This is a genomic window from Acidimicrobiales bacterium (assembly GCA_035533595.1).
Classification (GTDB): Bacteria; Actinomycetota; Acidimicrobiia; order Acidimicrobiales; family Bog-793; genus DATLTN01.
This window is the reverse complement of sequence record DATLTN010000021.1, coordinates 26,261-41,952: the sequence shown is the minus strand read 5'-3', so window position 1 is coordinate 41,952 and position 15,692 is coordinate 26,261. Positions and strand designations below refer to the sequence as shown.

15 protein-coding genes are annotated in these 15,692 nt (G+C 73.6%); 5 read left to right on the top strand and 10 right to left on the bottom strand.

Going from position 1 to position 15,692, the window contains the following annotated elements:
• The first annotated feature begins 41 nt into the window (after window positions 1-41).
• On the top strand, window positions 42-1,790 hold the full coding sequence (locus VNF07_03545) for a hypothetical protein (GenBank protein HVB05308.1): 1,749 nt from the start codon (window positions 42-44) through the stop codon (window positions 1,788-1,790).
• On the opposite strand, the gene VNF07_03540 is transcribed toward VNF07_03545, so the two are convergent.
• From VNF07_03540 to VNF07_03495, 10 genes are all read right to left on the bottom strand, one after another.
• Window positions 1,757-3,445: an AMP-binding protein gene (locus tag VNF07_03540; protein ID HVB05307.1), complete on the bottom strand. Its 1,689-nt coding sequence runs from the start codon at window positions 3,443-3,445 to the stop codon at window positions 1,757-1,759. The genes VNF07_03545 and VNF07_03540 overlap by 34 nt on opposite strands.
• A 28-nt stretch (window positions 3,446-3,473) precedes the next feature.
• Entirely contained in the window at window positions 3,474-3,869 is a 396-nt protein-coding gene (locus tag VNF07_03535) for a MaoC family dehydratase (protein HVB05306.1), read from the bottom strand.
• Window positions 3,870-3,879: 10 nt separating this feature from the next.
• Window positions 3,880-4,158, bottom strand: a complete 279-nt coding sequence (locus VNF07_03530; GenBank protein ID HVB05305.1) for a hypothetical protein — start codon at window positions 4,156-4,158, stop codon at window positions 3,880-3,882.
• Window positions 4,159-4,229: 71 nt separating this feature from the next.
• Window positions 4,230-4,652 (bottom strand): VOC family protein, encoded by a 423-nt coding sequence (locus VNF07_03525; GenBank protein ID HVB05304.1) that lies wholly within the window; start codon window positions 4,650-4,652, stop codon window positions 4,230-4,232.
• Between the two features lie 10 nt (window positions 4,653-4,662).
• Window positions 4,663-5,928, bottom strand: a complete 1,266-nt coding sequence (locus tag VNF07_03520) for a hypothetical protein (GenBank protein ID HVB05303.1) — start codon at window positions 5,926-5,928, stop codon at window positions 4,663-4,665.
• 66 nt (window positions 5,929-5,994) lie between these two features.
• Window positions 5,995-7,002 (bottom strand): SDR family oxidoreductase, encoded by a 1,008-nt coding sequence (locus VNF07_03515; protein ID HVB05302.1) that lies wholly within the window; start codon window positions 7,000-7,002, stop codon window positions 5,995-5,997.
• 10 nt (window positions 7,003-7,012) lie between these two features.
• The gene (locus VNF07_03510) at window positions 7,013-8,677 is read right to left on the bottom strand and encodes a GMC family oxidoreductase (protein HVB05301.1); all 1,665 of its coding nucleotides are present in this window, start codon (window positions 8,675-8,677) and stop codon (window positions 7,013-7,015) included.
• Entirely contained in the window at window positions 8,674-9,366 is a 693-nt protein-coding gene (locus VNF07_03505; protein ID HVB05300.1) for a gluconate 2-dehydrogenase subunit 3 family protein, read from the bottom strand. The genes VNF07_03510 and VNF07_03505 overlap by 4 nt, the downstream gene beginning before the upstream one ends.
• Window position 9,367: 1 nt before the next feature.
• The gene (locus tag VNF07_03500; protein HVB05299.1) at window positions 9,368-9,787 is read right to left on the bottom strand and encodes a hypothetical protein; all 420 of its coding nucleotides are present in this window, start codon (window positions 9,785-9,787) and stop codon (window positions 9,368-9,370) included.
• Window positions 9,788-9,831: 44 nt separating this feature from the next.
• Window positions 9,832-11,595, bottom strand: coding sequence for a thiamine pyrophosphate-dependent enzyme (locus VNF07_03495; GenBank protein ID HVB05298.1), 1,764 nt, complete (start codon window positions 11,593-11,595; stop codon window positions 9,832-9,834).
• Between the two features lie 117 nt (window positions 11,596-11,712).
• Between VNF07_03495 and VNF07_03490 the strand changes: the two genes are divergently transcribed.
• The 4 genes from VNF07_03490 to VNF07_03475 all read left to right on the top strand — a co-directional run bounded on the left by VNF07_03490 (window position 11,713) and on the right by VNF07_03475 (window position 15,664).
• The gene (locus VNF07_03490) at window positions 11,713-13,521 is read left to right on the top strand and encodes a glycoside hydrolase family 15 protein (protein ID HVB05297.1); all 1,809 of its coding nucleotides are present in this window, start codon (window positions 11,713-11,715) and stop codon (window positions 13,519-13,521) included.
• The gene (locus tag VNF07_03485; GenBank protein HVB05296.1) at window positions 13,518-14,630 is read left to right on the top strand and encodes an enolase C-terminal domain-like protein; all 1,113 of its coding nucleotides are present in this window, start codon (window positions 13,518-13,520) and stop codon (window positions 14,628-14,630) included. The genes VNF07_03490 and VNF07_03485 overlap by 4 nt, the downstream gene beginning before the upstream one ends.
• Window positions 14,631-14,708: 78 nt before the next feature.
• Window positions 14,709-15,107 (top strand): LLM class flavin-dependent oxidoreductase, encoded by a 399-nt coding sequence (locus tag VNF07_03480; protein ID HVB05295.1) that lies wholly within the window; start codon window positions 14,709-14,711, stop codon window positions 15,105-15,107.
• Window positions 15,083-15,664, top strand: a complete 582-nt coding sequence (locus VNF07_03475) for a TIGR03557 family F420-dependent LLM class oxidoreductase (GenBank protein HVB05294.1) — start codon at window positions 15,083-15,085, stop codon at window positions 15,662-15,664. Before VNF07_03480 ends, VNF07_03475 begins: the two co-directional genes overlap by 25 nt.
• The last annotated feature ends 28 nt before the right edge of the window (window positions 15,665-15,692 follow it).

The following is a 15,692-nucleotide window of genomic DNA, read 5'->3' as shown; positions in this document are numbered from 1 at the left end:
CCGACGGCGCCCCGGCAGCCGCCGCCGGCGGGGGGCCACCGATGACGGACGAGATCCTGCGCACACTCGACGACCATGCCGCAGTCGACGACCCGCCGCCTGCCCCGGCCACCGCACACCGACGCGTCGTTCGTCATTGGCAGGCGGCGGCCGGAGGCGCGGGCGCGCTCGTCCTGCTCTACCTGCTCGACCTGAGCTCGAACCGCCTGCTCTCGGTGACCCCCGACGGCGCGACGGCGCTCCTCGAGGGGAGCTCGATCGCGCACGGCAACGTCGGCCTGCACGGTTGGGCGCTCTCCCTCGACTCCTTCTGGGGGGTCGACGCCGCGTTCTACGCCCTCGTGGTGCGGATCGTCGGCGTGCGGGTCGACCTCTTGCACTTCGTCCCCGCCCTCTTGACCGTGCTCGTCGTCGCGACCGCGCTGCTCCTCGCCCGCGAGGGGAGGCGTGGCCTGCCGGCCGCCGTCGCCGGCGGGGTGGTGGTCGCGCTCCTCGCCTTCCCGAGCCCCGACCTCTCGTACTACCTCCTGCAGGGACCCTGGCACGTCGGCACCGCCCTCTACTGCCTGGTCGCCTTCCGCCTGCTCGCCCGCGGCCGCTGGGACTGGTCCTTCGCCCTCGCCGTCGTGCTGCTCTCCGCCGCCCTCCTCGGCGACCTGCTCACGCTCGCCTTCGGGGTCGTGCCCTGCCTCGTCGCGGGAGTGGTCGCCTCGTTGCGGCGGCGCCGCGTCACCGCCGGCCTCTCGGCCGCGGCCGCCGGCCTCTCGGCGGTCGGCCTCGCGCTCGCCGTGCGGGCGATCTTCCAGGCGATCGGCACCTTCGACCTCGTGAACCGCAACATCGTGGTGCGCCACCAGCAGGTGGTCGCGAACGTCGGCCACCTCGCCAACCGGGTGCCGGCGCTGCTCGGCGTCGGCAAGGTCCCCCTGAACGGCTTCCCCGAGGGCGCCGGGGCCTTCCAGGCGGCGCACGTCGCGGGGCTCGTGGTCGTCCTCGCCGGCGTGCTCGCCGCGCTCTACTCGCTCCTGCGCGGCGCCGCCTTCGGCACGGGCGGGGACACCGCGGAGGTCGCCTCGTGGCGCCTCGAGGACCTCCTCCTCCTCGGCATCGTGGGCGACCTCGTGCTCTTCGTCTGGGGCTCGCCGAACGGCCACGCCGAGTACGCGAAGTACCTCACGCCGGGGGTGGTCTTCGGCGTCGTGCTCGCGGCGCGCGCCGCGGGGCGACTCGTCGCCGGCCTCCGCAACGACCTCCTCGGGAGGACCCTCGCGGCGCTCGGCCTCGCCTTCGCGGCGGCCTTCGCCGCCGAGTTCGCGGTCGCGCTGACCAACCCCTCCCCCCTCCAGTCCGAGGCCCCTCTTGCCCGCTTCCTCGGTGCGCACGGCCTCACCAACGGTGTCGGCGACTACTGGAGCGCCTCGCTCGTCACCGTCGACACCGGTGGGAAGGTGGCCGTCCGCCCCGTGACGACCGGTGCGGCGCGCCGGATCGAGCGCTTCGACCGCCAGTCCTCGGCCGACTGGTACGCGCCGGGCGGCTTCCAGTTCCTCGTCTACGACACCTCGCGCCCGTGGCACGGCGTCGACGCCCGCTCGGCGGCCGCCACCTACGGCCGCCCCGCCCGCACCTGGGTGGTCGGCAGCTTCCGCGTCCTCACCTGGAGCCACCCCTTCTCGGTCGCCCTCCCGCCGGCGCCGAGGACGAGCCCGCTCAACATCTTGTGGGGCCTCGGCGACACCGCCGACCGCGGCGCGGGTCAGTGGGCGAGGTCGGGAAAGTCCTCCTCGTAGAACTCGGCCGCGCCGCGCGCCGAGCGGGCGCGCTCGGCCTCGCGCAGCTCGACGCGCCGGATCTTGCCGGAGATCGTCTTCGGCAGCTCGGCGAACTCGAGCCGCCGCACCCGTTTGTAGGGCGGGAGCACGGCGCGGCAGTGGGCGAGGATCGAGCGGGCCGTCTCGGCCGAGGGCTCGTGGCCCGCGGCGAGGGTGACGTAGGCCTTCGGGAGGGCGAGGCGCACCGGGTCGGGGGCGGGGACGACCGCCGCCTCGGCGACGGCTTCGTGCTCGATGAGCACGCTCTCGAGCTCGAAGGGGCTGATCCGGTAGTCGGAGGCCTTGAAGACGTCGTCGGCTCGGCCGATGTAGGTGATGTAGCCCTCGGCGTCGCGTCGCGCCACGTCGCCGGTGTGGTGGAAGCGGTCCGCCGGGACGAGCGGCGCCCCCTCCCCGTCGCGGTAGCCGACCATCAGGCCGAGGGGGCGGGGCTCTGCGGTGATGCAGATCTCGCCCTCGTCGCCCTCGCGCCCGTCGGCGGGGTCGAGGAGCACGACGTCGTAGCCCGGGAGCGGCCGGCCCATCGAGCCGAGCTGCAGGGCCACGCCGGGCGGGTTGCCGATCACCGCGGTCGTCTCGGTCTGGCCGAAGCCGTCGCGCACGGTGATCCCCCAGGCGCGCGCCACCGCTTCGATCACCTCGGGGTTGAGCGGCTCGCCGGCGCTCACCGCCTCGCGAACCTGCACCGGGAAGGCGGCGAGCTCCTCTTGGATGAGCATCCGCCAGACCGTCGGCGGCGCGCAGAAGGTCGACACCCCGACGCGGCCCAGCGCCTCGAGCAGGCGGCGCGCCTCGAAGCGCGCGTAGTTGAAGACGACGACGGTCGCCTCGGCGTTCCAGGGCGCGAAGACGCTGCTCCACGCGTGCTTGGCCCAGCCCGGCGAGGAGACATTGAGGTGCGCGTCGCCGGGGCGGAGGCCGACCCAGTAGAGCGTCGAGAGGTGGCCGACCGGATACGAGGCGTAGGTGTGCTCGACGAGCTTGGGCTTGGCCGTCGTCCCGGAGGTGAAGTAGTAGAGCAACGGGTCGCCGGCGTGGGTCACCCCGTCGGGGGCGAACTCGCTGGCCGCGGCGGCGGCCCCGCCGTAGGGCGCCCAGCCGGCGACCTCGTCACCGACCGCGATCCCCTTGAAGCCGCCGATGTCAGCGAACTTCTCGGCGCTCGCGGCGCCCGCGACGACGTGCGTGGCGCCGCCGCGCGCCACCCTGTCGGCGAGGTCCGTCGGGGTGCAGAGCGTGCTCGTCGGGACGAGGGTCGCGCCGAGCTTCATCGCCGCGAGGATCGTCTCCCAGAGCTCGAGCTCGTTGCCGAGCATGAGGAGGAGCACGTCACCGCGCCCCACCCCCTCGGCGCGCAGGAAGTTCGCGACGCGGTTGCTCGCCGCGGTCATCTCGGCGTAGCTGCGCTGTGTCTCGCTGCCGTCCTCGGCGACGATGCGCAGCGCCGGGCGGTCGCTCTCCCGACCGACGGCGTCGAACCACTCGAGCGCCCAGTTGAACTCGTCGAGCTCGGGCCAGGAGAAGCGCCGCCGCGCGGTCAGCGGGTCGGAGCGGTGCTCGAGGAGCAGGTCGCGCGCCTCGCGGAAGCGCGCCGCCGCGGCGGTCAGCTCCATGCGCGGCGCTCCGGTCGCTGGGGGCGCCTCACGCGCCCTCCGGCTCGCGGCGGAGCAGCAGCCACTCGGCGCGCAGCACGGGGCGCTCCCCGCCGGTGCTGAGCAGGCTCTCGTAGCGCTCGAGGCGCCCGCCGTTGCGCGTCGGGCGGGACTCGACGAGGTGCGTCTCGTCGGCGAGCTCGTCGCCGGGGACGACCGGCGCGAGGAACTGCAGCTTCACCTCGACGAGCGCGTCGACATCGTCGGTGATCACGCCGCCCGCGTAGAGGAGGCCGCTCGCGAGCGCCGCGGTGAGCAGGCCGTGCGCGATCGGCCGCCCGTAGCGCGTGCCCGCCGCGAAGGCCGCGTCGACGTGCAGGCGGTGGTGGTCGCCGGAGAGCTCCGCGAAGCGCGCGACATCCTCCTCGGTGACCGTACGCCCCATCGTCGTTCTCTCAGCCCCTCAGGCGAGCTGCAGGTCGATCATCGAGACGATCATCGGATCGAGCCCCGGCAGGCCCACGGCGGCGAGGATCGGGGCGCGCTTCTCGCCGAAGGCCCGGGAAGGCCCCTTCGCTCTCCCAGGCGTCGAAGATCGCGAGCTGGTCGCCCTCTGAGAAGCAGGTGTGGACCAGGCAGTCCGTCCGGTCAACGCCGGCCTCGCCGATCTGCGCGTTGACCGCGTGGTACTGCTTTTCGGTCATCTCCGGCGGCCGGATGCAGACACCGATCATCGTGCTCCTCCTTCGTCCGCCCGCCTCCACTGTGGCATTCGGCGGTGCCGGCGCGCGGGCCCGACGGCGTTTCAGGGGTGGGGCGCGAGCGGTGAGCGGTCGCCCACGGACCAGACGTGCCCCGCGGGGTCGATGAAGCCCCCCTGGCGGTGGGTCCCCCACGCGAGTTCGTGGTCGCGGGGAGCCCCCGGCGAGGCGGTCGCCCCCGCGGCGACGGCGCGGGCGATGAGCGCGTCGGGGTCGTCGGTGAAGACCTCGACGCGCGCCGTCGTCGCGCCAAGCGCGGCGGGCGCCTCGAAGGCCTCCCCGGTCGCCTCGTGGAGGAAGAAGGCGGCGCCGGCGAGCTCGAGGCCGACCACCGAGCCGAGGTCCCACAGCCGCACCGCGCCGAGCGCCCCCTCGTACCAGGCGGCCGCCGCCGCCGCGTCGGGGACGGCGAGCATCACCGACAACGTGAGTGGCGACGCGTCGGGGGCGCCTGCTCCTCCGGTCACGGCCGCGCCCTCAGTAGCGGGCCGCGGCCCAGCCCGCGACGTAGTCGAAGGTCGTCCTCACCGTGTCGCCGAACTCGCCGGGCGTCTTCTCGACTGCGCTGCAGGGGGTCATGCCGTGGACCGCGCCCTCGACCATCGCCATCTCCTTGTCGGCGCTCGCCGCGTGCGCGAAGTTCACCTCGTTCGGGACGAGGAAGTAGTGCGCCGACATCACGAGCGAGAGGAGGGGCACCGACACGCCCTCGAGGTTCGCCGGTGCGCTCGTGTAGCTCGAGGCCCAGTCGATCCCGGTCAGCTCGTCAGCGGTGATCGCGTAGTCGGGCAGCGTGCGGATCGCGTGGGTGGCGAGGAAGCGGCGGACCGAGGTCACGAGCGCGCCGCCGTAGCCGCGGTGGTCGATCGGCTTGCCCGAGGGGGGCCGCAGCGACGGCACGACCTGCACCGACTGGCTCCCGTCGCCCTTCAGCAGCTTCCATTCCCCGACGGTGCGTGCGAGCAGCGAGGTGTCGGGGCTCCAGATGCGCGTCCCGAGGCCGGGGATGACCATCGGCTCGTCGTCGGGGTAGTTCCCCCGTCCGGCGTCGATCGCCGCCACCCGCTCCTCCGCGTGGCGGACGAGGCGCGCCATGCGCGCCGCCTGCGCGGCGTTGAAGGTGGCGACGAAGGAGGCGCTGTAGTCGGCACCCTCCGCGGTGTAGCCGTTGCGGGCCTCGAACATGTCGAGGTCGGGGTCCCGCCTCGCCGGCTCGGCCTCGTCCACGATCGAGGCGTCGAGCATCAGCAGCGCGTGCGCGCCGTAGCCGACGTGCGCGTCCATGAGCACCAGGGCGTCGGCCGGCGGCAGCCCCGCGAGGCTGTCCGGGCCCTTGGTGAGCAGCCCCTCGCGCTGGAAGGCCACCGCGCCGTGCTCGGCGAGGTTCTGGTAGGCCGAGAAGAGCGGGCCGCCGCCGCTGTGGCCGGCGAGGACGACCGTGTCGACGCCGGGGAGGGCGCGCAGGTACGCCACGCCGGCGGCGACGTCGGGGATCACCTCGTGGTACACGTACGGGCCGCCGGTCGGGCCGGGCATGTTGGTGAAGCGGCCGTTCACCCCGAGGGCGCGGTAGCCGCGCCCCGCCAGCTCGCTGCAGCCGAGATGGCTGATGAAGCCGCTGTCAGGGTGCATGAACATGAACGCGACGTGCGCCTCGTCGCCGGGGCGCTCCGGCTCGTAGAGGGCGGCGGGGGCACCCGTCGCGAGCTTCACGAAACGCGATGAGATCGCCCGGTCGGCCATGCCGCACGCTAGCTCCGCGCCCCCCGGGCGGGCAGGGGGGTGGCCCGGGCCATTCGCGGTGCGGGCTCAGCCTCCCCGTCGGCGGAGCGCGCCGAGCGCCGCCCCCGACAGCGCGGTGCCGACCGCGATCACCTGCCGGGGGTGCTGCGAGAGCCACTGCGCGGCGCTGTGGCCGTGCGCGCGACCGTCGAAGGTGCCGTGCGAGCCGTGGTCGCCGCCCTCGGCGTCGTCGCCGGGGCGGAAGAGATTGTCGGGGTGCTCGGGCGCCGTCTCGTCGGTCTGCTGCGCGTCGTAGCCGGTGCGCGCCAGGTAGCGGTCGAGGAGGCGGGGGGCGATGCGCTGGCCGAGGAGGGTGGCGACGGTGCTCCCCCCGACCCAGTACGCCTTGCGCTCGGGGTGGTCGGCGGCATAGACGACGGCGCGCGCCGCGACCTCGGGCTGGTAGATCGGCGGCACCGGCTGCGGGGAGCGCGGCAGGCGCGAGCGGACCCAGGAGAACTGCGGCGTGTTCACCGCGGGCATCTGCACGATCGTGACGTGGACGTTGCTCTTGTCGTGGAGGAGCTCGCAGCGCAGGCTCTCGGTGAAGCCGTTGATCGCGTGCTTCGCGCCGCAGTAGGCCGACTGCAGCGGGATCGAGCGCTCGGCGAGGGCCGAGCCGACCTGCACGATGGCGCCCGCGTCGCGCGGGCGCATCCGTCGCAGCGCCGCCATCGTGCCGTGCACGAAGCCGAGGTAGCTCACCTCGGTCACCCGCCGGAACTCCGCGGCGGTGATCGAGGAGAAGGGGGAGAAGACCGAGACGAAGGCGTCGTTGACCCACACGTCCATCGGGCCGAGTGCCTCCTCGACGGCGTCCGCGGCCGCCTCGACGGCATCCGCGTCGGCGACGTCCACGCGGTAGGGGAAGGCCTCGCCGCCGAGGGCCTCGACGGCCGCGGCGGCGCTGTCCAGGCCCGCGTCCCCACGCGCCAGCAGCGCGACGCGCGCGCCGCGTCGCGCGAAGGCCTCGGCGGTGGCCCGCCCGATCCCTCCGCTCGCGCCGGTCACGACGACGACCTCGCCTTGGCTCATCGGTCCCTCCTTACCCGCGCCGCGCTTCGCGCTCACCCGCGCCGTCGGCGAGGTGGTCGGCGGCGCGCGCCGCGAGCGCCATGATCGTGAGCGCCGGGTTGGCGCTTCCCTGGGTCGGGCAGACGCTGCCGTCGACGATGTAGAGGTTGGGGACAGCGAAGCTCCGCAGGTCGCCGTCCACCACCCCCGAGCGGGCGTCGGCGCCCATCCGGCAGCCCCCGATGAGGTGGGCGTAGCGGTTGATGGTGATCGCCTCCTCGGCCCCGGCCGCCTCGTGCATCTCGGTCATCACCCGCGTCGCCTCGACGACGAGCGCCCGGTCGTTGTCGCACATCGAGTAGGAGAAACGGGCGACCGGGAGGCCGTGGCGGTCGGTCTCCTCGGCGAGGGTGACGCGGTTCTCCGGAAGCGGGAGGAACTCGCAGAGCGCGCCGAAGGTCGCCCAGTGCACGTAGTCGCGCAGGTACTCGCGCAGCACCTCACCCCAGTGGCCCTGGGCGGTGACGTGCCCGGCGAAGACGATCGGCAGCGGCGAGACGCACTGCAGGGAGAAGCCCCGCTTGTAGGGCTTGTCGGGGTCGGTCTCGTAGAAGGCCTCCGAGGAGACCTCGGGCGGCGGCGCCTTGTAGGCGCGCACCTCCTCCTCGTAGCGCCCCGCGGTCTGCGGCGCCCCCTGCACCATCACGTAGCGGCCGACGAGATCGTGGTCGTTGCAGAGGCCGTCGGGAAAGGCCGCGCAGGCCGAGTTGAGCAGCAGCCGCGGCGTCTCGATGGAGTAGCCGGCGACGACGACGAGGCGCGCCCGCTGACGGTGCTCCACCCCCCCGTGGAAGTAGACGACCCCGCTCGCGCGGCCGGCGGCGTCGAGCTCGATGCGGCTCACCATCGCGTCGGCGCGGATCTCCGCGCCGTGCGCGAGGGCGTCGGGGACGTGGGTGATGAGCGGCGAGGCCTTGGCGTTCACCTTGCAGCCCTGCAGGCAGAAGCCCCGGTAGATGCAGTGCGGGCGGTTGCCGAAGCGGCCGTTGGTGATCGCCACCGGGCCGATGCGCGCTTCGATCCCGGCGCGCTCGCAGCCCCGCAGGAAGGCGAGGCCGTTCCCGCTCAGCGGGTGCGGGGACTGCGGGTAGCGGTGCGGCACCCCCCAGGGCCAGTCCTGCCCGGCGACGGGCAGCTCGGCCTCGAGGTCCTCGTAGTAGGGGCGGAGGTCCTCGTAGGAGAGCGGCCAGTCGGCGCCGACCCCGTCGTCGGTGTAGGTCGAGAAGTCCGAAGGGTGAAAGCGCGGGACGTAGCCCGCGAAGTGGACCATCGACCCGCCCACCCCGTGGCCGGAGTTGTTGGCGCCGAGGGCCACCGGGTCCTCGCCGGCGATCACCCGCGGCTCGGTCCAGTAGAGGTGCTGCGAGGCGGACTCGTCGCTCACGAAGTCCCGGTCGGGCTCCCAGAAGGGCCCCGCCTCGAGGGTGACCACCTTCCAGCCCCGGCGCGCCAGCCGCTGGGTGAGGACGCCCCCGCCGGCACCGCAGCCGACGATCACCGCGTCGACCTCCTCGGAGTGCTCGAAGCGGTGCATCTGCTCGCGCAGCCGCGGCTCCTCGCGGCGGCCGTCGTTCGGGAGCAGCCACGCCGAGGCGTTGCGGGCGCGTACCCCGCCGCTGCCGTGCCGGCCCCTCACGCCGCGCCGCCCGCGTCCCCGTCGCCCGCGCCGGCGGCTTCGTGGCGGCGGCGGGCGGCCTCGGCGCGCTCGCCCCAGGGGACCGGGTCGAGGGCGTCGTGCTCTGCCACCTCCCAACGCTCGCGGTGGTCAAAGCCGAGGCTCACGTAGCCGCGGGGGTAGGCGGGGCCGCCGAAGCCGATCTCGTTCCACGCCGCAGGGTGGGAGTAGAAGGCCTCGCAGCAGTAGCGGAGCCACAGCTCGAGGAGGTGATCGGCGCGCAGCCCCCGCCACCGCTGCTTGCCGAGGCGCTGCAGGTCGTCGATCACGGCCATCTGGTCGCGGACCTGCAGGGCGTGGAAGGGAAGGCCACGGCGCTCCTCGGCCTCCTCTTCGAGGCGGGCGAGCGAGGCACGCCACGCCTCCCCGTCCTCGGGCATGTCCTCGAAGCGGTAGCCGTCGCCGACGCCGCTCGCGAGGCGCTGGTCGACCATCTCGAAGACGGGCACCCGCGGCTCGGCGTCCTGCGCGAGGAGGCGGTCCATGAGAGCGCGGGCGGTCGCCTCCTCCGCGGCGGCGAAGAAGCTCGCCCCCGCGTGGGGTGCGAGGCGGGCGAGGACGACACCCCTGGTGACGTCGTCCCACTGCCTGGCCTGGGCGAGGACGTCGTAGCCGGGGAAGCGCGGCTCGGTGCCCCCGGGGTCCCCCACCTCAGTCCTCGCGGCGGAGGATCGCCGCGAGGAGCCCCATCCCGCCGACGAGGCCGAAGAGCAGCGGTGCGAGGAGCGGCGGCCCGGCCTCGGAGTTGTAGCGGGCGAGCTTCCAGCCGCCAGGGCGTTGGGCGATGCCGCGCAGGTGCAGGTACTGGCCCTGCGCGCAGTTGAGCATGACCACCCCCGAGACGAGCGGCAGCACCGTCTTCGCTGCCCTGTGCGAGACGACGCCCGCGACCCCGGCGGCGACCATCACCGGAGAGAGGGCGACGGGGATCCACATCATTCTGTTCGCGAAGCTGGCGCGGTCGTGCTCGAGCCAGATCTCGACACCGCTCACCGCCGCGCCGGCCGCGGTGAGGCCGGACATCAGCCGCTCGAAGCGCCCGTGGCGGATGTCGCGCACGAGGCGGTCCACCCCGACGAGCCTGCCTACGGGGGCCGAGCGGCCGGGGAGGCGCCTCACGAGCCGAACCCGGTGAACTTGTCGCGAAAGAGGGTGCTGGCGATCGTCGCGCGGCGCGGCTGGCCGGCGAGGAAGGCCTTCACGAAGCCCTTCGCCTGTTCGTAGTCGACCTTGCCCGGCATCGGTGGCTCGTCGGGATTGACGCTCACGTCGACCAGCGCGGGGCCGCGGAAGGCGAACGCCTCGGCGATCGCGCCCTCGAGCTCATCGCACTTGTCGACGCGGATCCCCCGCGCACCGCAGGCCTCCGCCCAGGGCGCGAAGTCGAGGCGCTGTGCGTAGCGGACGCCGAACTCGGGGTAGCCGAGGACGAGCTGCTCCCAGAGGATCTGGCCGAGGGCGCCGTTGTTGTTGACGATGATCTTCACCGGCAGCTCGTAGCGGGCGGCCGTCGCGAGCTCGGCCATCAGCATCGCGAAGCCGCCGTCGCCGACGAAGGCGATGCACTGGCGGCCGGGGTGGGCGAGCTGGTTGGCGATCGTGTACGGCAGCCCCGGCGCCATCGAGGCGAGGTTCCCCGACAGGTAGAAGCGCCGCCCGCCGCGGATGTCGAAGTGGCGCGCCGCCCAGGTGGCGATCGTCCCCGAGTCCGAGGCGAGGATCGCGTCGTCGCTCGCCAGCCGGTCGATGACGCGCATCAGGTGCTGCGGCTGGATGGGGTCGTGCGTGATCGATTCGAGGCCCTCCATCTTCTTGTTCCACTCCCCCATCGCCGACTGCAGCCCCTCGAGGAAGGAGCGCTCGTCCTTTCGCTGGAGCAGCGGCGCGAGCGCGGCGAGGCCCTCCCTCGCGTCCCCGACCACCGGCACCTCGGTGGCGATGCGGTTGCCGGCGCGGATCGGGTCGGCCTCGATCTGCACGACGCGGCACTTGCCGGGCTCGGGGAGGTACTTCGTGTACGGGAAGTTCGTCCCCACCATGAAGAGCGTGTCGCAGCCCTCCATCGCGTCGATCGAGGGCGCCGTGCCGAGGAGGCCGATGCCGCCAAGGGTGAGCGGGTGGTCGTCGGGGACGGCCGCCTTGCCGGAGAGGGTCTTCACGACCGGGCTTCCGAGCAGCTCGGCGACCTTCAGGATCTCCTCGCGGGCGTGCAGCGCCCCCGCTCCGACGAGCATCACGACCTTCTCCCCGGCGTTCAGCACTGCCGCTGCAGCGGCGAGGTCCTCTGCGCGCGGGAGGCCCGGAGGGGGAAGGAAGGCAGGGGAGGTCGGGGAGATCACCGCCGGGGCGACGGCCTCCCACGGGTTCGCCCCCGCGTCGGCGATCTGGATGTCGGTCGGGATGGTGAGGTGCGCGACCGTGCGCCGCGAGAGGGCGTGCCGGCAGGCGAGGTCGACGAGCGTCGGGACCTGCACGGGGACGCGGATCATCTCGTCGTACTCGGCGACGTCCATGAAGAGCTTCTCGAGCGCGACCTCCTGCTGGTAGCCGGTGCCGAGCATCTGGCTCTCCTGCGTGCCGGTGATCGCGAGCACTGGCTGGTGGTCGAGCTTCGCGTCGTAGAGGCCGTTCAGGAGGTGGATGGCCCCGGGGCCGGAGGTCGCGAGGCAGACCCCGAGCCTCCCCGTCGACTTCGCGTAGCCGGTCGCCATGAAGGCTGCCGCCTCCTCGTGCTGGACGAGGACGAAGCGAATCTTGTCCTGATGGCGGCGGAGGCCCTCCATGATCCCGTTGATGCCGTCGCCCGGGAGGCCGAAGATCGTGTCCACGCCCCAGTCGATGAGTCGCTCGATCAACGCCTCGGCAGCGATCTTCGCCATCGTGAGTCCCTCCGCCGCGCGGCGCGCGAAACCGGCGCCGCCCGGGTCACCGCTACCCGCTGCAGCGGCGCACTAACCGCCTGGTAGCCGGTGGCCGAGCTCGGGTATCAACGCTCCATGGCGACGCGACGAACCGACGGCGCCATCAGCGGGCGCGCGCCCGAGGCCTCCCGCTCTGCAGAGTTCCCGAGCGAGTTGCGCGCCTATGCCTTCATCGCCGACGGCTTGCGTGGTGCACTCGTTAGCCCGGGCGGCGACATCTCCTGGCTCTGCTTCCCGAGCTGGTCCGACCCGGCGCTGTTCGCCGGCCTGGTCGGCTCCGGCGGCTGCTACCGGGTGCAGCCGGAAGGGCGCTTTGTGCCCGGCGGCTACTACGAGGACGACTCGCTTATCTGGCGGAGCCGCTGGGTCGCCGCCGACGGCACGGTCGAATGCCGGGAGGCCCTCGTCTACCCGGCGACCGCCGAGCGGGCGATCCTCCTCCGCCGGATCTCCACGATCCGTGGGAGGGGCTCGGTCACCGTCCTGCTTGCGCCGTCGGGCGACTACGGCCGCCGGGCCCTTCCCCCGTGGCGGCGAGAAGGCGAGTGCTGGGTGCTCCGCGACGGGGACCTCGCGCTCCGCTGGTCCGGAGGCGCGGAAGCGCGCGCCGCGCGCGCGCCGGGCGGCGAGCGCGCACTGCGCCTTCACCTCGAGCTGGCGCGGGGCGAGAGCCACGACCTCGCCCTCGAGATCTGCAGCGCCGCCTCGCTCGAGCGCGAGCCCGCAAACGCCGACGAGTGCTGGCGGCGCACCGAGACCGCCTGGCGCGAGGCGCTCGCCCCGACAAGCGGCGTGGTCGCCTCGCGCGACGTCCGCCGCTCGATCGCGGTCCTGCGCGGGATGACCGGCCCCGACGGCGCCACCGTCGCCGGAGCGACGACCTCCCTCCCCGAGCGGGCCGGTGCGGGGCGCAACTACGACTACCGCTACACCTGGATCCGCGACACGTGCTACGTCGGCCACGCGGGCGCCGCGCTCGCCGGGGGCGAGGAGCTGCTCGACGGCGCGGTGCGCTGGGTGGCACGGCGCCTCCTCGAGGACGGCGAGCACACCTCGCCCGCCTACCTCGCGAACGGCGACCCGATCCCCGCCCCCTCCCACCTCGCGCTCGCCGGCTACCCGGGCGGCTCCGACGTCGTCGGCAACCGCGCCCGCGAGCAGTTCCAGCTCGACATCTTCGGCGAGTCCCTTCTCCTGTTCGCCGAGGCGGCGCGCAAGGAGCGCCTCGACAGCGAGGGATGGCAGGCGGCCAAGGTCGCCGCCGACGCGATCGCGAGCCGCTGGAAGGAGCACGAGGCGGGGCTCTGGGAGATCGAGCCAAACCGCTGGGCGCACAGCCAGCTGATCGGCGTCGCCGGCCTGCGGGCGATCGCCGCGGCGGCAACCAACGAGCCCTGGACGGCACGGGCGCTGCCCCTCGCCGACCACCTCCTCGACGAGGCGAACGCGTCGTGCCTGCACCCCTCGGGGCGCTGGCAGCGGGCCCCCGACGACGAGCACGTCGACGCCTCCCTGTTGCTCGCCGAGGTGCGCGGGGCCCTCCCCCCGAGCGATCCGCGCAGCATCGCGACGCGCCGAGCGATCGGCCGGGACCTCTCGAGCGACGGCTACCTCTACCGCTTCTCCTTCCCTGGCCACCGCCTCGGCGAGGACGAGGGCTCCTTCCTCATCTGCAACTTCTGGATGTCCCTCGCCTGCATCGGCGTGGGAGAGCTCCCCGAGGGCGTCCGGTGGTTCGAGCGGGCGCGCGCCGCGTGCAGCACCTCGGGGCTCTTCTCCGAGGAGTACGACGTCGAGCAGCACCAGCTGCGGGGCAACCTCCCGCAGGCCTTCGTGCACGCGCTCTTCATCGAAGCGGCCGCCGCCCAGGAGCCACAGGAGTGAGCGCCCCCTCCCGTGCCGCCCAGGCGCCGGTCTCGGCGCTCGACTGCCGCGCCTACCGCGTCCCGACCGACCAGCCCGAAGCGGACGGGACCCTCGCCTGGACCTCGACCGTCGCCGTCGTCGTCGAGGTGAGCGCGGCCGGGGCCGTCGGCACGGGTTGGACCTACGCCTCGGCCGCCTGCCGGACCCTCATCGAGGAGGAGCTCGCCGAGGTGGTCCTCGGCGGCGAGGCGCTCGAGATCACCGGCCTGCACGAGCAGATGGTCCGTCGCTGCCGCAACCTCGGCCGCCCCGGCATCGTCTCCTGCGCGATCTCCGCGGTCGACATCGCGCTGTGGGACCTGAAGGCGCGCCTCCTCGGCCTGCCGCTGGCGAACCTGTTTGGCCGCTACCGCGAGGCGGTCCCGGTCTACGGGAGCGGCGGCTTCACCACCTACGACGAGGCGACCTTCGGACGGCAGCTCACCGGCTGGATGGAGCAGGGCATCACCGCGATGAAGCTGAAGATCGGCGAGTCGTGGGGGAGCAAGGTCGCCCGCGACCTCTCCCGTGTCGCCTTCGCCCGCAGCGTGATCGGCGACCGCGAGCTGTACGTCGACGCGAACGGCGGCTACAGCCGCAAGCAGGCGGTGCGCGTCGGCCGGCGCATCGTCGAGGAGCACGACGTCGTCTGGTTCGAGGAGCCCGTCTCCTCAGACGACCTGGAGGGCCTCCGCGAGGTGCGGGACCAGCTCACCTGCGACGTGGCGGCGGGCGAGTACGGCTACGACGAGCCCTACTTCGCGCGCATGCTCGCCGCCGGGGCGGTCGACTGCCTGCAGATCGACGTCACGCGCTGCGGCGGCTACACGTCCTTCCTGCGCGCCGCCGCCCTCGCCGCCGCGCACGGCCTCGCGGTCTCCGCGCACTGCGCTCCCGGCCTGCACGCGCCGGTCGCCGTGGGCCTCCCCAACCTGCGCCACATCGAGTACTTCCACGACCACGCCCGCCTCGAGGCGCTGCTCTTCGAGGGAACCCTCGCCGTCGTCGACGGGACCCTCACCCCCGACGCCTCCGTCGCCGGCCACGGCATGGCGCTGCGCGGCGACGACGAGTTTCGACTCGGCTGAAGCAGGCATCGCGCGAGAGGCGCCGCTCCCGGCGCGCCAGGCGGAGCGAGCCGGCCGGCGAGGCGAAGGAGAGCTGACGTGGACACCCTCGGTTACTTCCTGTCGAGCGAGGAGCACTCCCCCGCGGCGCTCGTCCACCAGGCGCGCGCCGTCGAGGAGGCCGGCTTCGACTCGGTGTTCATCTCTGACCACTTCCACCCCTGGAACGACCGCCAGGGGGAGAGCGCCTTCGTCTGGTCGGTGATCGGCGCCATCGCCGGGAGCACCCGCCTCACCGTCACGACCGGCGTCACCTGCCCGACCGTGCGCATCCACCCCGCCGTCATCGCGCAGGCCGCCGCCACCTGCCAGCTGCTCTGCGAGGGGCGCTTCCGCCTCGGAGTCGGCAGCGGCGAGAAGCTCAACGAGCACATCCTCGGTGATCGCTGGCCGTCCGCACAGGTGCGCCGGAGATGCTCGAGGAGGCGGTGGAGGTGATCCGCACGCTGTGGAGCGGTGGCGTCCGCAGCCACCGTGGCGAGCATTACACGCTCGACGCGGCGCGGCTGTACTCGCTCCCCGACGCCCCGCCGCCGGTGCTGGTCTCGGGCTTCGGGCCGAAGGCGATCCGCCTGGCGGCGCGCGTCGGCGACGGCTTCGTGACCACCCGGCCGAGCGCCGAGCACGTGCGGCTCTACCGCGAGGCTGGCGGCCAGGGGCCAGTGGTGGGGGCCTGCAAGTTCTGCTGGGGGCCCGACGAAAAGGCCGCGGTGGCGCTCGCGCACGACCTGTGGCCGACCGAGGCGCTCTCGGGGCAGCTCTCCCAGGAGCTGCCCATGCCGGCCCACTTCGACGAGGCGACCGCGCTCGTCACGCCGGAGATGGTCGGCGAGGCGCTCCCCTGCGGCCCCGACCCGGCCCGCTACATCGAGTCGATCAACGGCTTTGTCGAGGCGGGCTTCGACGAGCTCTTCATCAACCAGATCGGCCCCGACCTGCAGGGCTTCCTGCGCTTCTTCGAGAGCGAGGTGCGGCCGAAGCTCAGCATCAGCTGACCGCGGCGCCGCAGTGGATCCGGCGAGT